13 protein-coding genes and 4 pseudogenes are annotated in these 17,136 nt (G+C 50.0%); 11 read left to right on the top strand and 6 right to left on the bottom strand.

Annotated elements, in window-relative coordinates; genetic code table 11:
• Positions 1–9 precede the first annotated feature (9 nt).
• Both DO97_RS01145 and DO97_RS24260 read left to right on the top strand, forming a co-directional pair.
• The gene (locus DO97_RS01145) at positions 10–1,143 is read left to right on the top strand and encodes a PP2C family protein-serine/threonine phosphatase (RefSeq protein WP_036530514.1); all 1,134 of its coding nucleotides are present in this window, start codon (positions 10–12) and stop codon (positions 1,141–1,143) included.
• A gap of 320 nt (positions 1,144–1,463) precedes the next feature.
• Positions 1,464–1,853, top strand: a complete 390-nt coding sequence (locus DO97_RS24260) for a potassium channel family protein (RefSeq protein ID WP_162182917.1) — start codon at positions 1,464–1,466, stop codon at positions 1,851–1,853.
• Here DO97_RS24260 and plsY read toward each other — a convergent pair.
• Positions 1,844–2,518, bottom strand: coding sequence for a glycerol-3-phosphate 1-O-acyltransferase PlsY (plsY, locus tag DO97_RS01135; RefSeq protein WP_156120381.1), 675 nt, complete (start codon positions 2,516–2,518; stop codon positions 1,844–1,846). The two genes, DO97_RS24260 and plsY, sit on opposite strands and share 10 nt — an antisense overlap.
• Before the next feature lie 456 nt (positions 2,519–2,974).
• Positions 2,975–3,169, bottom strand: a complete 195-nt coding sequence (locus DO97_RS01130; RefSeq protein ID WP_036530507.1) for an NblA/ycf18 family protein — start codon at positions 3,167–3,169, stop codon at positions 2,975–2,977.
• A gap of 500 nt (positions 3,170–3,669) precedes the next feature.
• Here DO97_RS01130 and trpD point away from each other — a divergent pair.
• The 6 genes and pseudogenes from trpD to trpA all read left to right on the top strand — a co-directional run bounded on the left by trpD (position 3,670) and on the right by trpA (position 8,128).
• A pseudogene (gene trpD, locus DO97_RS30560) lies at positions 3,670–4,717 on the top strand (anthranilate phosphoribosyltransferase).
• Between the two features lie 98 nt (positions 4,718–4,815).
• Positions 4,816–6,003: a glutamine-hydrolyzing carbamoyl-phosphate synthase small subunit gene (carA, locus tag DO97_RS01120; RefSeq protein ID WP_036530505.1), complete on the top strand. Its 1,188-nt coding sequence runs from the start codon at positions 4,816–4,818 to the stop codon at positions 6,001–6,003.
• 155 nt (positions 6,004–6,158) lie between these two features.
• Positions 6,159–6,527 (top strand): STAS domain-containing protein, encoded by a 369-nt coding sequence (locus DO97_RS01115; RefSeq protein ID WP_036530502.1) that lies wholly within the window; start codon positions 6,159–6,161, stop codon positions 6,525–6,527.
• Between the two features lie 149 nt (positions 6,528–6,676).
• A complete protein-coding gene (ndhL, locus tag DO97_RS01110; RefSeq protein ID WP_036530501.1) occupies positions 6,677–6,901 on the top strand; it encodes an NAD(P)H-quinone oxidoreductase subunit L in 225 nt (74 codons plus the stop codon).
• 23 nt (positions 6,902–6,924) lie between these two features.
• A complete protein-coding gene (locus DO97_RS01105) occupies positions 6,925–7,266 on the top strand; it encodes a DUF3007 family protein (RefSeq protein WP_036530498.1) in 342 nt (113 codons plus the stop codon).
• A 55-nt stretch (positions 7,267–7,321) separates the two neighbouring features.
• On the top strand, positions 7,322–8,128 hold the full coding sequence (trpA, locus tag DO97_RS01100; RefSeq protein WP_036530496.1) for a tryptophan synthase subunit alpha: 807 nt from the start codon (positions 7,322–7,324) through the stop codon (positions 8,126–8,128).
• Between the two features lie 114 nt (positions 8,129–8,242).
• Here the strand turns inward: trpA and glgX are convergent, their stop codons facing one another.
• Positions 8,243–10,336, bottom strand: a complete 2,094-nt coding sequence (gene glgX, locus DO97_RS01095) for a glycogen debranching protein GlgX (protein ID WP_036530495.1) — start codon at positions 10,334–10,336, stop codon at positions 8,243–8,245.
• 158 nt (positions 10,337–10,494) lie between these two features.
• Positions 10,495–11,578, bottom strand: a pseudogene (gene mnmA, locus DO97_RS01090) (tRNA 2-thiouridine(34) synthase MnmA).
• A 252-nt stretch (positions 11,579–11,830) separates the two neighbouring features.
• Between mnmA and DO97_RS30555 the strand changes: the two are divergent.
• A pseudogene (locus tag DO97_RS30555) lies at positions 11,831–12,515 on the top strand (HEAT repeat domain-containing protein).
• A 49-nt stretch (positions 12,516–12,564) separates the two neighbouring features.
• Here the strand turns inward: DO97_RS30555 and DO97_RS01080 are convergent.
• Both DO97_RS01080 and DO97_RS30550 read right to left on the bottom strand, forming a co-directional pair.
• The gene (locus tag DO97_RS01080; RefSeq protein WP_052128223.1) at positions 12,565–13,236 is read right to left on the bottom strand and encodes a response regulator; all 672 of its coding nucleotides are present in this window, start codon (positions 13,234–13,236) and stop codon (positions 12,565–12,567) included.
• A 160-nt stretch (positions 13,237–13,396) separates the two neighbouring features.
• A pseudogene (locus DO97_RS30550) lies at positions 13,397–14,295 on the bottom strand (S66 peptidase family protein).
• 544 nt (positions 14,296–14,839) lie between these two features.
• Here DO97_RS30550 and DO97_RS24765 point away from each other — a divergent pair.
• Entirely contained in the window at positions 14,840–15,454 is a 615-nt protein-coding gene (locus DO97_RS24765; protein WP_204368415.1) for a hypothetical protein, read from the top strand.
• A gap of 287 nt (positions 15,455–15,741) precedes the next feature.
• The gene (locus DO97_RS20415; RefSeq protein ID WP_052128221.1) at positions 15,742–17,088 is read left to right on the top strand and encodes a DUF6745 domain-containing protein; all 1,347 of its coding nucleotides are present in this window, start codon (positions 15,742–15,744) and stop codon (positions 17,086–17,088) included.
• Positions 17,089–17,136: the final 48 nt, after the last annotated feature.

Here is a 17,136-nt window from a genome sequence, read left to right as displayed (position 1 = left end):
TGCCGCCCTATGGTTAAGATTCTGATCATTGATGATGACCCGACCATTCGGGTGTTGCTCACGAGGACTCTGCAGAAGCAGGGCTATGAGGTCAGTGTTGCCCAAAATGGGGAGGAAGGCGTAGCCAAAGCCCACAAGTTACTCCCCTCACTGATTATCTGCGACTGGATGATGCCCGTGATGGATGGGCTAGAAGTCTGTCGCCAGATCAAGGCTAACACGGAGCTATTAACCACTTTTTTTATTTTGTTGACATCCCGGGGGGCTTTAGAAGATCGCATCAAGGGCTTGGACACTGGGGCAGATGACTTTCTTTCCAAGCCGATTGAAATGAATGAACTCAGGGCTCGAGTCAGTGCCGGACTCCGGCTGCATCAACTTAGTCAAGATTTGCAGCTCCAGAAGCAACGACTGGAGGAAGAACTGACTGAAGCTGCCGATTATGTGCGCTCCCTGCTGCCACCACCAATGACGGGGAATATCACCATTGATTCTCGCTTTATCCCCTCGAAGCAACTGGGGGGTGATAGTTTTGACTACTACTGGTTGAATGCCGATGAATTGGTGATCTATCTCCTGGATGTTTCCGGTCATGGGGTGGGATCGGCTTTGCTGTCAGTGTCTGTCTTGAATATGTTGCGATCGCAGTCCTTGAATGTGCCGTTTAACAAACCAAGTGCGGTCTTGACAGCCCTCAATGATACCTTTCAAATGTCGCGCCACAAGGATCTCTATTTCACCATCTGGTACGGTGTCTATCATCCTTCTCTGCGTCAGTTGACCTATGCAAGTGCCGGACATCCCCCGGCAATTCTCAAGTATTTAAACACAGATAATACGCCTCAACTACGTCAGTTGCGCACGATTGGCCCACCGATTGGGATGCTAACAGATATCAAGTTTGTCGATGACATCTACACGATTGAAGCCATGAGTACGCTGTATATTTTTAGTGACGGAGTCTATGAAATTTGTCTGGAAAATAATATCATCTGGGGGCTAAAAGCCTTTATCGAACTGCTCAGAAGCCAACAAGATTTGGAACGATCTAACCTGAATCAAATCTTGCATCATATCCGGACAATTGGTGATAAAACCACCTTTGATGATGATATTTCCCTGCTCCAAATTAACTTTGATTGAAGGACTTGAGCCCAGACTTAGCTCGAATATTTAATTTCGATTTTTACTTTATGATCACACACCTACAGCATCGAGAGTATACTCGTCTTCTAACACTTCAAGTTTTATTCCTATTGACGCTAGCGATCTCTAATGAGAATAGCGTTGCCCAGACTATTTCTACATTAATGCTGCTCGGTGTGATCTTTCAAATTATTGGAATTTGTCATCCTCGTCGAGATATAGTTTGGCCCTTAGGAGGAGTTGCAATACTAGGTTTTATCTTAGGTGCAATTGATAATCACAATCCCCTCTCGACCTTGGGAGTCACCACTTCTATTGTGAGTAATTTAATTTACGCCCTTTTTATTGCAGTGGCTATTTATGTGATGGGGGGGAGGATTTATCAAGCGGAGCGGGTAACTATCGACGTGATTCGTGGGGGAATCTGTATTTATCTTCTGATTGGGAGTCTCTGGTTTCTCTTTTATAGCAGCATCGAATTACTCGATCAGAGTGCCTTCTCCCACCTGACTCAACGCCATGGCATTTACCCTATGATGTATTTTAGCTTCACAACCCTGACAACCCTGGGCTATGGAGATATTCTTCCCACTCAGGGATTAGCAATGTTTCTGGCCAATGTAGAGTCGGTGCTGGGTCAACTGTTTCCAGCGATATTTATCGCTCGATTGGTTAGCCTCTACATTGTTCATGATCGTCAGGATTGATTTTCTTGAGGAAGTTTCTGCCCCAGACGTGGTTCGGTGCCAGCCATGAGGCGCTGAATATTTCCCCGATGCCGCTCAATGACATACAGTCCCCCAGCGATCGCAAACAACAAGTAGGGTAAGGGCTGGGCAAACCCGTACATCCAGCCCCCAACAGCAATTGCTGCCAGGATTGAGCTTAAAGAGACAATTCGTGAGAGGGCCAAAACCCCCAGAAATACCCCCAAAGTTGCCAGACCGACTTGCCAAGAGAGGGCTAGCAAAACGCCGAGACTCGTTGCCACTGATTTTCCCCCCTTGAACCCAATCCAGACGGGTTTGCTGTGACCCAGGATTGCCAACAGTCCAGCCAGGGTAAGCATCCAAGGCAACAGGCTGGTTCCCATCCCACTCAAATCTGTTGTGATGGCACGGAAAGTTTCTAAACCATAGACCCCCCGTACCAGGGCGATCGCAGCTGCACCCTTGAGGGCATCAATGATCAGGACTGTAACTGCCGGTACTTTTCCCAAGGTGCGCAAGACATTTGTCGCTCCTGTGGAACCGGAACCCTGTTCTCGAATATCAATTCCCTTCAGCCAGCGACCCGCCAAATATCCCGTGGGGATTGATCCCAACAGGTACGCCAGAATCAGCAGTAAAGCACTTGCAGCGAGTCCCAGCATTGTTATATCCAAGTTCAACCACCCCAAGCTCTAGGACAGACACACCGATCTGTCTTTACCAGAACTTTGCTCTTCAGTTTACCAAGGTGGGGTGCAGCCAAGAAGCAACTGCAGCGAGGCCAGATCTGAACTTGATGGGTGGCAGGCAACTTTGGATCGGCAGGAGATCGGTATCGAGAGGCAGGAGGCAGAAAGCCATCAACTCCTAGCTCCTGGCTTCCTTGAAAGGGTTAAATTCCTGGTGTAACTTCGGAGCCGAAAAACTTATATAGAGGGATAGGGGGCAGGAGGACTGCCAGAACTAAAAAAATGAGGAGGAGTAAGTAAATAAAGAGAATATACGTGACCGGAAGACGACCTTGGATCATGGTTGCATCTGACGCCCCAACACCCCCAGCTTGTTTCCAGAGGAATTAAGCAAGAGGCAGAGGTCGCCCACTGCAGAACGTCCGATGGTTAAAAGCGGGGGCCAGTCTCTAAGCCCCACTCTTGCTTGAGAAAGTGTTTGTACATGGTTTCCCGCACCATCATCTGTTCATAGAGTTGCACCAGAAAGTGCTGAGCCTGCTCACGGCTCATCTTTTCTACTTGGTTCTCGAAGGATCGGATGCTGAACTTCTGTTCCAGAGATAACTCAATGGACTGACTCATAAACTAGCTCCTATGCAAGAGAGAGTAGACAATGGGAGCGCCTAACCCTGGCCTGAACCAGAAACACTCCCCCAGAGCGATCGCACGCTTACCAGACGGTTCTCGCCAGTGGGGCAATTTCGGCGGTCGCTTTATTATTAAAAAAGATAACAACTATTTGACAAATTGCCCACTATTCTTTCGTTCCTTTACTTCAGAAAAACTAATGAATCGGATAAGAGAAGGGGGCTGTTGATTAATGTCTCTGAGAAGGAGGATCGATTCAGTTGAGGCATTTTTAGCAACTTGGTCAGGGGAAGTTTGCTCAAAATGAACAAAATTTAGGATTGAGGCGGGACTCGGTAGCCCTGTTGCCCGGTGGATTGGAATTGCCAACGTTTTAGCGCTGCTCAGCTAGGGGTCGTCAACTCGGCATAAAATGGAGCAGGCTTACCACTGAGTCCGACCTCTAGCGGCTCCGTGCTCGGTCACTGGATTTTGATCTCTACTGCTGCTGCATTGTGACTCCCGTCGATCCTCTGCTTCCCTGGCCTACCCTGCTCCAACAGCTCCTGGATCGGCAATCGCTCTCTACCGCCCAGGCCACTGTACTGATGGAAGGGTGGCTCCAAGAGGCAATTCCGCCCGCCTTATCGGGAGCAATTCTGGCAGCGTTGCAAGCGAAAGGGGTCTGCACCGCTGAACTGGTTGGCATGGCTCAAGTTCTTCAGGCCCAGTCTCTATCCTTTGACGAACTCACGCTTCCCACTCCTCGAATTGATACCTGTGGAACTGGGGGGGATGGTGTAGCAACGTTCAATATTTCAACTGCTGTTGCCTTTGTTGCGGCGGCGGCAGGGGTACCTGTGGTCAAACATGGAAACCGCTCTGCTTCCAGTCGCGTTGGGTCTGCGGACGTGCTGGAATTTTTGGGTGTGCCTCTCAATACCGTGCCCGAAAAAAATCAGGCAGCTCTGAGAGCAGTGGGGATTACAGTTTTTATTTGCACCGGGTTGGCATCCGGCGCTGAAAGCCGTGGCCTCGTTACGTAAAACCTTGAAGATCCGAACGGTTTTTAATCTCTTGGGGCCTCTGGTAAATCCCTTGCGTCCCACGGGGCAAGTTCTCGGTGTCTCTACACCATCCCTCGTGGAACCCATGGCCCAGGCGTTGGGGCAACTGGGCATCCAGCGAGCTATCGTGCTCCATGGGCGAGAGCGCCTCGATGAGGCAGGATTGGCCGATGAAACGGTTCTGGCACTGTTGGTGGATGGCCAGGTTCACCTCAGAAGCCTCAATCCTCAAGCCTTGGGGTTACCCCTGGCTCCTATCACCGAGCTTCAAGGGGGAGAGGTGGAAGACAATGCAGCCATCCTGCGGGCAGTGCTTCAGGGCAAAGGGACACCTGCCCAAGAGAATGCCGTGGCCTTAAATGCAGCTCTGGCCTTGCAAGTGGGGGAGAAAGTTCCCCTGGGTGATCATGCCCAGGGACTCTTACTCGCTCAAGAGATTCTCAAGAGCGGGGCTGCTTGGTCAAAACTTGAGCAGCTGATCCGGTTTCTTGCCTAAATGTCAGCGAGATCTGACGAAGGCGACACCGGCAATACCAGGATTTCTGCGTCCTCATGCGATAATAGCCGTCCAGAGAGTTGTGTCGTATCAATCCTATGCTGCCTGCTGCGAAACCTGCCCTGCTTGTTCTGGCCGATGGTACAACTTATCGAGGTTGGTCTTTTGGTGCAGCCGGTACGACCATTGGCGAAGTCGTGTTCAATACCGGAATGACGGGCTATCAAGAAGTCTTGACTGACCCCAGTTATCGGGGACAAATTGTCACCTTCACCTATCCTGAGTTGGGGAACACCGGGGTCAACACCGAAGATGAAGAATCTCATCAACCCCATATTAGAGGGGCGATCGCCCGCAACATCTCCAGCCGACCGAGTAACTGGCGCTCCACCCAATCCCTGCCGGACTACCTGAAACAGCATCATATTCCGGCTATCTATGGCATTGATACCCGTGCCCTCACCCGAAAAATTCGCTCGGTCGGGGCGATGAATGGAGGGATTTCCACCGCAATTCTCGATCCATCAGAGTTAATAGCGCGGGTACAGGCAGCTCCCAGTATGAGCGGCTTAAATCTCGTCCAGGAGGTGACTACCCGTGAGTCCTACGAGTGGTTCGAGTCCACCCCGAGCTGCTGGGAATTTAATCCTGCCACCCAATTGCAACAGCTGGGGGATGATTCCTTAATGGTTGTTGCAATTGACTTTGGGGTTAAAAGGAATATCCTGAGACGGCTTGCGAGTTATGGCTGTCGGGTAATGGTGGTTCCGGCTAACACTCCTGCCGCCGAAATTCTCAAATATGACCCAGATGGTATTTTCCTTTCTAATGGCCCCGGAGACCCCGCCACAGTAACGGAAGGGATTGCCACGACCAGGGCACTCCTGAGCAGCCAGAAACCTATGTTTGGCATCTGTATGGGGCATCAAATTTTAGGATTATCCCTGGGGGCTGCAACCTTCAAGCTCAAGTTTGGGCATCGGGGCTTAAACCAACCCGCAGGGTTGGAACAGCACGTGGAAATTACCAGCCAGAATCATGGGTTTGCTATTGATCCGGCTTCTCTCAATGAAGCAGAGGTGGAAATCACCCATCTCAACTTAAATGACCAAACGGTGGCTGGGTTGCGCCATAAATCTCTGCCGCTATTCTCGGTGCAGTATCACCCCGAGGCCAGCCCTGGCCCCCATGATGCCGACTATTTATTTGGGCAGTTTCTGCAAGCCATGGTGGCCTACCGCCAACAGCGGAAAACAGTCATTCCCCTTTCAGAGTCTGCTTTATAAGCTTTTACAGGGGTGAAACTGCAACTGCATCATGGGTTAGGGTTACAGGCTAGGCTCAGTGCTGCCCTTGCTAATTTCTCCGTGAGCTTGCAGTGGACGAGAACCTGACTTATACTAAAGCCTCGAGTTCTGGACTTTATTGCTAGGAGGGTTTTATTCCTGAGCAGCTTACCCTGACCGTTAGCTTAAGAGGCACGCGCGAAGTCAGGGATAATTCTCAAATTTTTCGCCTCACAGGTTTATTAGATGCTTTTTCAGAACCAACTTTCCGAAAGGTGGTAAGTAAGTGTATTGAAGACGGCCCTGCCAACATTGTTTTAGACTTATCTACCATTGACTTTGTGGATAGCTCTGGTTTAGGAGCACTGGTGCAGCTGGCCAAGAAAGCTCAGAGTTCAGGGGGAACCCTGCAAATCGTCACCAATGCTCGGGTTACTCAAACGGTACGCCTAGTAAGGTTAGAGCAATTTCTAGCGCTGCAGCCATCTGTTGACGTAGCTTTGACCAATCTCTCTAAGTCCTGATTCCAGGGCTTCACCCTTGCCGAGTCTCCTTGGCTATCTGCGATCTGGAAACCCTCTATCCCTGGCATTGGTATTTTGCAAGTAGTTTCCAGACACAAAACTTGCTACTTTAGTTGGTATCTCCATCGTCTCCCTTGCGATCGCCGTATATGCCGGATCTGATCATTATTGCTGGTCTCTATCTTGTGTTGGGCAGTGCTTATCTAGTGGTTGTGCCCTTCTTGCTCTATTTCTATCTGCGGAGCCGCTGGTATGTTGCCAGCTCCCTAGAGCGGGGGTTTATGTACTTCTTGGTTTTCTTCTTCTTTCCTGGTTTGTTGTTGCTGGCTCCCTTCCTCAACTTCCGTCCCCAGCCTCGCGAGATTGTCGGCTAAGCAGGCATCTTAGGGAACGCTCCATGCGAAAAATCGATGTGATTTTGATTGGTCTGGGTGCTTTTGCCGCCGGAGGTCTGCTTTACTGGACGCTGCAACTCCTCGGTCTTAACAGCCAGAGTGCTGGCATTTGGAGCCAAGGTTTGTTGGTGATGGGGCTGATGGGCTGGGTATTGACCTACCTATTTCGGGTCTCTACCCATCGGATGACCTACAATCAGCAATTGAAAAACTACGAAGACGCGGTGCTCCAAAAGCGTTTTGCCGAACTCAGTCCAGCAGAATTGGCGCAACTACAAGCTGAAATTATTCAGGAAAAACAACAGGCTATTGATGCCGACCCCTCAAGGGGGAACCCATCTTAGGAAGTACAAACCCTGATACAATTCGGAATGCTCCCTATTTCCCCTTGTATTTAGGATGATCTCGGTTTCCCAATGTTTTGAGCAGTTGCGTTGTCATCATCGCTGTGCGTTGATTCCCTTCTTGACGGCGGGTGATCCGGATCTGGCAACCACCGCTGCTGCGCTAAAGGTTTTAGACGAGAACGGAGCTGACCTGATTGAGTTGGGGGTACCCTATTCCGATCCCTTGGCAGATGGCCCAGTGATTCAAGCAGCGGCAACTCGGGCGTTGCAGCGGGGAACGCGTCTGGATACGGTGCTGGAAATGGTGCAGACCGTGGCACCGACGTTGCGATCGCCCTTGATTCTGTTTACCTACTACAATCCAATTTTGAACCTGGGCATTGCCCCTTTCCTGGCCAAGGTGGTGCAGGCGGGCATTAAAGGTCTGGTGGTTCCCGACTTACCCCTCGAAGAAGCCAAACCACTTTTGGAGCAGGCGCAGGTTGCGGGCATTGAAGTGATTTTACTGGTAGCTCCTACGAGTTCTGCGGAGCGGATTCAGGCGATCGCCGCAAGTGCCCAGGGGTTTATTTACCTGGTTAGCGTCACGGGGGTCACCGGGGTGCGGAGTCAAATTGAGGCGCGGGTTCAGGATTTACTCTCTCAGTTACGGCAAACGACACCCAAACCCATTGGCGTTGGGTTCGGGATTTCTCAGCCAGAACAGGCGCGACAGGTGCAAGCGTGGGGCGCGGATGCGGTGATTGTTGGCAGTGCCTTTGTCCAACGCCTGGCCGCGGAGTCTCCTGAAGCGGGTTTACGGGCGATCGCCCAATTCTGTCAGCAACTTAAGGCAGCGATCGCCCCTACCCCCACCTGAGTGAGGCACGGATGCTCGTTTCCCTTAAGGGATCGCATCATCCAAGCTTGATCCTGGGGATTGCTCAATGGGCGAGGTATTAGGTAGCACTGGGTAGCCCAGACCTCACCTGCTTCAAGATTCTAGGGATTCGGGGATCTGGCACTGAAAATTGGCTCTGAGGATCACCGTCGAGCGGGGGGCAACCGGATAGAACGCATCCCTTACCTGGGGGGCATTGGCGATGGAGCAGATATCCTGGGGCGCTGGCTGTGCCGTATCCACAATCTGATACCAGTGCTCAGCTGGATCATCCAACGGCGGTAACTCGAACTTGAGGGGCTGCCAATAGGCATTGAAGATGATGTATAAATGCTCGTAATAAACGGGGTGGTGCAGCGTCAACGCTAAACTATGGGAGTCGTGTCCCCAATCGGGCATTCCTAGATACACCCCATGCCAGGCAATATAAGGCCGCTTGCCATCGTAATTGATTGCCAAAATGCGTTCTTGCTGAAATATTTGTAAGGATTGAATAAATTGAATGATCTCTTTGACAAAGCGATGTAGTTCAGCATGGGTTTCTAATTTGCTCCAGTCAAACCAGCTTAATTCATTGTTCTGACAGTATGCATTGTTATTTCCCAATTGGGTGTGCCTGATCTCATCCCCCATCAGGATCATCGGCGTTCCCTGGGAGACTAGCAGGATGGTCAGAAAATTCTTGATTTGCCGCAATCGCAGTGCTGCAATCTCAGGATTCTCTGTAATCCCTTCAACCCCACAATTCCAACTGTGATCATCATTGGCACCATCCCGATTATCTTCCTTATTGGCTTGATTATGCTTGAAGTTATAAGACACCAAATCATTCAACGTCAAACCATCGTGACAGGTAACAAAATTGATGCTGCGATTGGGTTCTCGATGTTCCTGGGGATAAATATCCGGACTACCCATAAGACGAGCCGCCAAGTTGGGAACCATGCCGGGATCACCTTTGACGAAACGACGGACATCATCTCGAAAAGGGCCATTCCACTCGGCAAAGCGATCGCCAATAAAAGAACCAACCTGATAAAGCCCAGCGGCATCCCAGGCTTCAGCGATAATTTTGGTGCCTGCCAGTAAGGGATCAGACTCAATAGACCAGAGAATCGGCGGATCTTTCAAGGGTTCACCGGAACGACTGCGAGAGAGAATGGATGCGAGGTCAAACCGGAATCCATCGACGTGCATCTCGGCAACCCAGTACCGCAAACAATCAAGGATCATCCGTCCAACAATCTCATGATTGGCTTTTAATGTGTTACCACAGCCGCTGTAATTCTTATAGAAAACGGGGTTGTCCTCAAGGATGTAGTAAGCACCATTTTCAAACCCTTTCAAAGATAAGATTGGACCTTGATGATTGCCTTCAGCTGTGTGATTAAAAACGACATCCAAGATGACTTCAATTCCTGCGCGATGGAGTGCTTTCACCATGTCGCGAAATTCATCTACAGAACCTAGGGGGTCACGGCGGGAGCTATAGGAACTGTGAGGGGCAAAGAAAGACATCGTGCTATAGCCCCAATAGTTTTCCAGACCGGGCTTGGCATCTTGGGCATCAAATTGATGGATCGGGAGAAGTTCGACAGCCGTAATTCCCAAATCTTTCAAGTAGGGAATTTTCTCGATCAGTCCGGCGTAGGTGCCCCGTTTCTCTGGAGAAACCTGAGAATTAGGATGGGAGGTAAAACCTCCAACATGCAATTCATAAATTACACTTGCAGCATAGGGGGTCTTCAGTGGCTGATCTCCTTCCCAGTCATAGGTCTGGGTGTCCACCACGACGCTCCTCAATGCCTGAGCAGAATTATTGCCGGGGTGAATGGCTGCTTCCCGACTATACTTGTGCCATCCCACGATCGCCCGCGTATAGGGGTCTAAAAGAACTTTTTGACCATCAAATCTCAACCCCAGTTCTGGCATATAGGGGCCATGAACCCGGTAAGCATAAATTTGTCCAGAAGTAATCCCTGAAACAAAAATGTGCCAATAATAAAACGTTTTGTTCTGTTTTGGATCTAAGGAGAAAATCTGAGCGGGTTCGGGCGCATCTGCGGTATCAAACAACAGCAAATCTATGGCGGTTGCATTCTTGGAAAAAACACAGAAGTTGACACCTTTTGGCTCAACAGTGGCACCCAGAGGATAGCTCTTCCCTAAGGAAATATCGCGATTCATCGATTTAGTGCGCCGAATAACGTGATCAAAATGTTAAGAATGTAAAATTCGATTGGGATTCATGTCCATATTGCTTGTTTACTTGACTCAGATTTGGAGTATGTTCCAGGCTCCCACGTCCTAGATGGCTTGACTTCTCTAGGGAAGATTTATTGTGATCAGCAATCACCCTCAGGGGCAAGGGGTTCAATAATGCCCCCACCTAGTAAGGTTTCCCCGTCGTACCAGACCGCTGCCTGACCAGGGGTGACACTCACTTGCAGTTCATCAAACGCCAGCTTAACTCGGCTGTCGGCTAGTTCACCTTTTAGGGGAATCACGGTCACGGGCACAGCTGCCGATCGATAGCGAATTTGCACTTCGGCACGAATCGGAGCTATCGGGGGGGCAATGGAAACCCAGTTCACCTGCTGGACGGTACAGCTAGACTGGAGAGCGCTGGAGCGATCGCCCACAATCACCCGATTACGAGCCGCATCCAGGGCAATCACATACAATGGCTGAGCCGCCGCAATTCCCAGTCCCTTCCGCTGACCAATGGTGTAGTGATGCACCCCTGCGTGGGTGCCCAACACTTTGCCCGACTGATCCACAATTTCTCCAGTTTGAGGTGGGATGTACTGATCGAGAAAAGACTGCATCGATCCATGGGCTTCGACCAGACAGAGATCTTGACTTTCGGGTTTCTCAGCGGTGTGCAAGCCAAACTCCACTGCAATCTGCCGCGTGGCTGCTTTGGTTTGGGAACCTAAGGGAAACTCACAGGCGGCTAAAATTTCCTGGCTGAGGTCGTAGAGAAAATAGGATTGATCCTTCGAGCGATCGACGGCTCGCAGCAACTGATAACGCCCGGTTTGGGGGTGATAACTCACCTGGGCATAATGGCCGGTTGCGATTCGCTCCGTTCCCAAGGTTTCACGGGCGTAGTGCAGCATGGGGCCAAACTTGACGGATTTATTGCATTGAGAGCAGGGTAGGGGAGTTACCCCAGCGCTATAGCCCTGCACCAGATAATCAATGATTTGGGTTTGAAACAGATCACGACTGTCCACAATGTGGTGGGGGATCCCCGAACTGTTCACACAGTCGAGCCGCATCTACCATGCCCTCAGAACAGCATTGCCCCTTGCCCTTCATTAACCATAGGGTCAACCCGATCACGGTATAGCCTTGATGGTGCAAAAGAGCTGCTGCGGTTGAACTATCGACTCCACCGGAGAGTCCGACCACGATGTTGTCCATGACTTACTGAGGGGATGAAAAACTGTCTCATCCAGTCTAATTCAGTTACTCAGCAATTAGAATAATAGGTTGCGGTGTATCAAACTCGTGCCCGAGTGGATCTGCCCGTGTATATAGATTCAGATCGCTGACCTAGTAACGGAGTATCAGCGGTCAAATGCCAATGCTGGGAGGCAGCCCGACCCGCCATCCCTCAAGGCATGATGGCGATGGCTATACTTGGAATGTAAATAAAAATTAAGCAACTTTAAGATGACAAACCTCAGCCTGGAAGAAATTGCCCTGCAACTGGAGAGTCAAAATTCCCGCGATCGCATGTTGGCATTGGCTTCCCTCCGAGATGTGTCGGCGGAAGCAGCTGTGCCTTTGATTAAAAAAGTGCTGCAAGACGCTAGTCTACAAATTCGCTCCATGGCGATCTTTGCACTGGGGTTAAAGCCCACGGCAGAATGCTTCCCTATCCTAGTCGAGTCCTTGGCATCCGACCCTGATTATGGGATTCGAGCCAATGCGGCGGGTGCTTTAGGATACTTGGAGGATGGACGCGCCCTGGAACCCCTAACCTATGCGTTGTATGAAGATACCGAGTGGTTGGTGCGATTCAGCGCTGCGGTGTCCCTTGGCAATTTAAAACGATCCCCGTGCCCATACGGTATTAATGCAGGCGCTGGAAAGTTCTGAGGTCGTGGTACAACAGGCTGCGATCGCAGCCTTGGGCGAAATTCACGACCTTGAGGCCGTCGATGCCATTCTCAGCTTTGCCCAGGCAGAGGATTGGCTTGTGCGTCAACGCCTAGCAGAAGCCTTAGGTAATCTTCCCACACCCAAAAGCCTCTCTGCTTTGAAATATCTTGAGAAAGACAGTCATCCTCAGGTGTCAGCCGCAGCCCAAATCTCATTGCAAAGATTACAGACCGCCAATTCCGCAAGCACTTAACCTTAGACGGAGTGGGTTGTCAACAGGGTTAATTTCAACGTGCCACGACCTAATAGGAAACACCACGGTAGGTTTTGGTTTTCCGTTGGGCGGCTGGTTTTGCTACTTGAGGCAGAGGGGCAGGTACGGGCAATTCTGGGTAAAAAACACGATTATTCCCGCCAGGGTTAGAGGATATGGATGGTTGAGCCGGAACTGGTGCACTGCTCACCGTTGCAGCCACTGGCGTTGCTCCATGAAGGCGACCATCCACGACAGCGGTCAAGGAAACCAAGATCTGGGCGAGGCGCTCTTGCTGTAGGGGGCCGCAATCTAAGACTTCCATGACGCGATTAATCCCCGTCGTCACACTGGTCAACAGCGTTTCCTGTTGAAAACCGGGGAGTAGATCTTGCGCTCCCTGATAGATTGCCCAGCGGCGCTCCGTAGCTGAGATCTCTTTTTGGTTGGCACTGGTCAAAATAATCTTGAGATCAGGGCGTTGCTCTCGACACCAACGACAGAAGGCATAGGGATTGATACTCTGAGCACTAATGTCAATCAACAGCAGTTGGGGAAGTTCTGCGCCAGAGGCTTCTATCTGATCTAACATCTGTACCAGATCACCATCCCCCTTTTCCCAAATTGCCTTGATATCTTGGGATAACATCGCTATCCTCCAGACTTCTCCCTGGCGCACCGATGGTTGCAGCATCAAGACTGTCTTTTGAAAACTAGCCATGAGAAAAATCCGTTGAGGTGTGGGGATGCAGATCTCAAATTATGCCGCCTTGAGAATATGAAGAAGTATGGAAAGTTACGAATTACCCAGTTGATACCAAAAAAATCTTATTTTTTCTCTGCCGAGCCAGTAATAGCGGGATCGATGCAGCGCCCCTGGCCTAACCAAAGTGGAGCAGTCCCTGTTCACCATCGAGGCAAACTTCAATGCCGACGGGTAGCACTGCGTTGGCACCTTCGTGGCCAAAGGGCAGATCCCCGACAATGGGAATTCCTAGATCCCCCAAGCGATCGCGCAGGACGGTTTCTAGGGTTAAACTGGGCAGTTGAGCTGGGGCTTCACAGCGGCTAAAGCGACCCAAGGCAATTCCCCGAATCAATGGCAGCAGCCCACTCGATCGCCATTGCGTCAGCATCCGATCAATCCGATAGGGGACTTCCCCCACATCTTCCCACGCCAGAATCACCCCTGTTAAGTCGGGTAGTAGTGGGGTTCCCAAGAGATGGGTAGCCACGGTCAAATTTCCTGGCAACAGCAGCCCCCGTCCCTGCCCCCGCCCCACCCCACCCCCCGTAACTCGGGGAGTTGATGCTGCTCAACCCAGGCAAACAGGCGTTGCCGCGACCAATCGGGTTCGGCAGCAAGGGTCGTCAAGACAGGGCCATGTACCCCCGCGATCTGCTGTTGGGAAAGACTCCAGAGCAGGCTGGTAATGTCTGAAAACCCGATGAGCCATTTGCGATCGCGGGGATCAGAGGGTGGCCATTGCCAAGATTCTAGGAGTCTGGTACTCCCAAATCCACCTCGGGCACAAAGAAGACCCCGACAATGGGGATCTTGCCAGACCTCTTGGAGTTGCTGACGACGCTGGGAATCGCTGCCAGCCAAATATCCCCATTGGGAATCCCAATGGCCGATGACTTCGTATCCCCGTGCTTGCCAGTGGGCAATTCCCTCTTGCAATGCCTGGTGTTCGGATGACCGCAGGGCACCACTGGGGGCAATCACGCACAGGCGATCGCCAGGTTGAAGGGGATCAGGCAGTTGGCAGCGTTGCATCTAGCTGAGGTTGGAGTCAGGGGATGGTGACCAGGATATAGCAGGTTCAGGTCATTCCCGTCGCCAGATAACCAGGAGATGAGGTTAGCGGTTCGACACATCATTGGCAATAAAGACTCACAAATTCGTCACAGGGGTCTGGGATTCTAAAAACTATAGGAGTAAATCCTCACACATCCCCAGATTCTCTGGGGTTTTTTGTAGATTTCTTCAATAAATAATTTGCCACTACGGTAAAAGTTCCACAACCCTGATCGAAACCATTGAAACCTGGGTAGCATAATTGCAGGAGAAAAATCTAATCAACGTCTACATATAGCGGCTCCTCGTAACATGAAGTACGTCTGAGTGAGACAGGAAAAGGGCTTCAGCTTGTTACTTGTCCCACACTAAATCGGTAACTGCTATAACGTAGGAAAACTCGATGTCCCAAGCGTCAGAATGTCATTGATGGAGGATTAACATGTATTCCCTGGATATTAATTTCCTTTCTGATCGCCAAGGCATGAACATGATCATTCCTTTTAAGAGGAACGTACGCCCCATGAGACAGGGCGATGTCTTGCTGTTTCCCATGGCTCAATCTGGGAGGATGATAGGTCAACGGCTATCTCACTTGGTGCTGGCCAGAGGCGAAGTCACCGGGCACCAACATCGAATTCGACGGGGAACAGCTGAGCTGTATCTACATCACGATATTTTATACCTCAAGGTAGATTCTCGGTCGGCAACGCTCACCCATGAGGAACACCGAGAATTGACCGTCCCGCAAGGCATTTGGGAAGTCAAAATTCAGCGCGAATATGACCCTGAGATACGACAACAACAATTGCGACAGATGCGGCGGATTGAAATTCGACAAGAACTCCAAGAAATCCGTCAACGGCATGAAATGCGCTTTGATCCGCACCAATATCCTTCTGATGCACAACAACAATTGCGACAGATGCGGCGGATTGAAATTCGACAAGAACTGCAAGAAATCCGCCAACGGCATGTAATGCACTCCGATCCGCACCAATATGCTTCTGATGGACGACGGCAAGATATGCAGCAAGATCTGCAAAAACTGCAAAAATTAAGACAGGAATTAGACGAATTACGGCAAGAAAGTTCCAGTGCCAACCGTCAACCAAATTGGCGCTATGTCGCTGACTAATATCTTATGTATGGTTATATGCATAGCATTTTCATTCACCTGTGTTACATCTGGATTAAGAATATATAAACCCGAATTTAGAAGGATTCTGTAATTCTGATTCCTGGATGCTGAAAAGTAATTAAGGATCTTGATTGCATTGATTAGGAAATTAATATAGTTGATGAATATAGGAGATTCAAGTGCTAGGTCGCTCTCGATTAAACTCCTCAGACGCTAGTCTCAATTTTCCCTCTATCGACATTAATTTTCTTAGGGATAGTTTCAGAGATGGAAACTTCCAAGAATTGGATCAAGAGCTTGAAATCAGTTTTGGGGAATTCCCTCTCTTCTCTGAAGCAGAGAGCCAAACCCAGTTAATGAATCAAGGAGCGGCAGGAGTCTTTCCCACGCAGCCTATTGACCAGGAAAAGGCTCGGAAAGCGATTCTAAATCTTTATGAATCCCTGGGAGAATTGACCCCCCCCAAATTCTCTTTTTTTACCAGCCCGGATGCCGCATTTAAGTATCTGATTAAGGTCTACAAAAACCATCCTATTTACCAGGAAATTACCTCAAATATTTGGGAAAATTCAACCTTTTTATCGCAGTTTCGTCCAGAAATTTTGAGTCGCCCAACGGTTACAGAGGCAGATATTGAATATGCAATTCCCGAGGTTCTCAGCTATGTAGGCCAATTAGGAAAGTGCAGGGTTCAGGTGATTCCTAAAACCTTGGGTCCCTGTTTGGCGGAGGAAATTGAAGCCAGGATTTATAACGAGTTAGATGGGTTGTTAAATCAGGATCTATTCGGCGAGAGTTCCCATCTTAATCCAGTAGGAAACAGTAAGGTAATTCAAGACCTGGGTGTGCATTTCTGGTCTCTCATCCATGAAATTAATAGACCCGAACTTATGTGGGAGATCGAGGGGGAATTAGAACAGTCGATTCGAACCGAATTGGGTAGTCACTTTAGCAACAAACTCTGGCGAAAAATCTATGAATCTATCCGCAAGGAGCATTTAGAGGTTGAGTATGAATTCGGGGGTGGCATTTATCCCGACTCGTTGGCGGTGTTCAGTCATGCGATCGCTCTGCAACTAAAGCAAGACAAGAGAGATTGGCCGCGATCGGAGGAAATCATTCTGCCATCCTTAGTTGAAAACTGTGGTTGGATTTTCCCATTTAAATTCATGTGCCTGGTCTGCGATCGCCCGACGAATTATGGCTTCGACGACCAGGGAAATTTCCATGGCGAGAACCAACCCGCAATTCAATTTGCCGATGCTTCCTTTATCAATATCCACCACGGCTTGATCTTACCCAAAGCCTATCAGGTTTCCTACGATCAATGGCGAGCTGACTGGTTGTTAACAGAAACCAACGCTGAACTACGGCGGATGTTGATCCAGACCTTTGGCTATGAACGGATTTGCCAAGAACTGAAAGCCCTGGAAATCGATCGCTGGCAGGAATATACCCTGCTTCAGATTCCTATGGAGGACGAGGAATCGATTCAGTTGTTGAAAATGACCTGCCCCTCTACTAACCATATTCATGTCCTCCGAGTTCCTCCTGAAATGACATCAGCTCGGGAAGCGATCGCCTGGGTCAATTGGGGGCATGATCCGCAGGAATTCGTTGTGCAAACTTAGGGAGGTGGGGATACAAACGCTGCTCCATCCAAGTTTTGCCGTAGCGTT

The organism is Neosynechococcus sphagnicola sy1 (genome assembly GCF_000775285.1).
Classification (GTDB): Bacteria; Cyanobacteriota; Cyanobacteriia; order Neosynechococcales; family Neosynechococcaceae; genus Neosynechococcus; species Neosynechococcus sphagnicola.
Note: the sequence above shows the minus strand (reverse complement) of the source record. Positions and strands in the feature narration are given on the sequence as shown.

What these genes read in the sequence shown, in the direction of transcription:
- DO97_RS01105 (WP_036530498.1), top strand. Translation starts at nt 6,925, where the DNA reads ATGCGAAAAATCGATGTGATTTTGATTGGTCTGGGTGCTTTTGCCGCC.
- DO97_RS01130 (WP_036530507.1), bottom strand. Translation starts at nt 3,169, where the DNA reads ATGAGTCAGTCCATTGAGTTATCTCTGGAACAGAAGTTCAGCATCCGA.
- glgX (WP_036530495.1), bottom strand. Translation starts at nt 10,336, where the DNA reads ATGAATCGCGATATTTCCTTAGGGAAGAGCTATCCTCTGGGTGCCACT.
- DO97_RS01080 (WP_052128223.1), bottom strand. Translation starts at nt 13,236, where the DNA reads ATGGCTAGTTTTCAAAAGACAGTCTTGATGCTGCAACCATCGGTGCGC.
- carA (WP_036530505.1), top strand. Translation starts at nt 4,816, where the DNA reads ATGCTGCCTGCTGCGAAACCTGCCCTGCTTGTTCTGGCCGATGGTACA.
- ndhL (WP_036530501.1), top strand. Translation starts at nt 6,677, where the DNA reads ATGCCGGATCTGATCATTATTGCTGGTCTCTATCTTGTGTTGGGCAGT.
- DO97_RS24765 (WP_204368415.1), top strand. Translation starts at nt 14,840, where the DNA reads ATGAGACAGGGCGATGTCTTGCTGTTTCCCATGGCTCAATCTGGGAGG.
- DO97_RS01145 (WP_036530514.1), top strand. Translation starts at nt 10, where the DNA reads ATGGTTAAGATTCTGATCATTGATGATGACCCGACCATTCGGGTGTTG.
- plsY (WP_156120381.1), bottom strand. Translation starts at nt 2,518, where the DNA reads ATGCTGGGACTCGCTGCAAGTGCTTTACTGCTGATTCTGGCGTACCTG.
- trpA (WP_036530496.1), top strand. Translation starts at nt 7,322, where the DNA reads ATGATCTCGGTTTCCCAATGTTTTGAGCAGTTGCGTTGTCATCATCGC.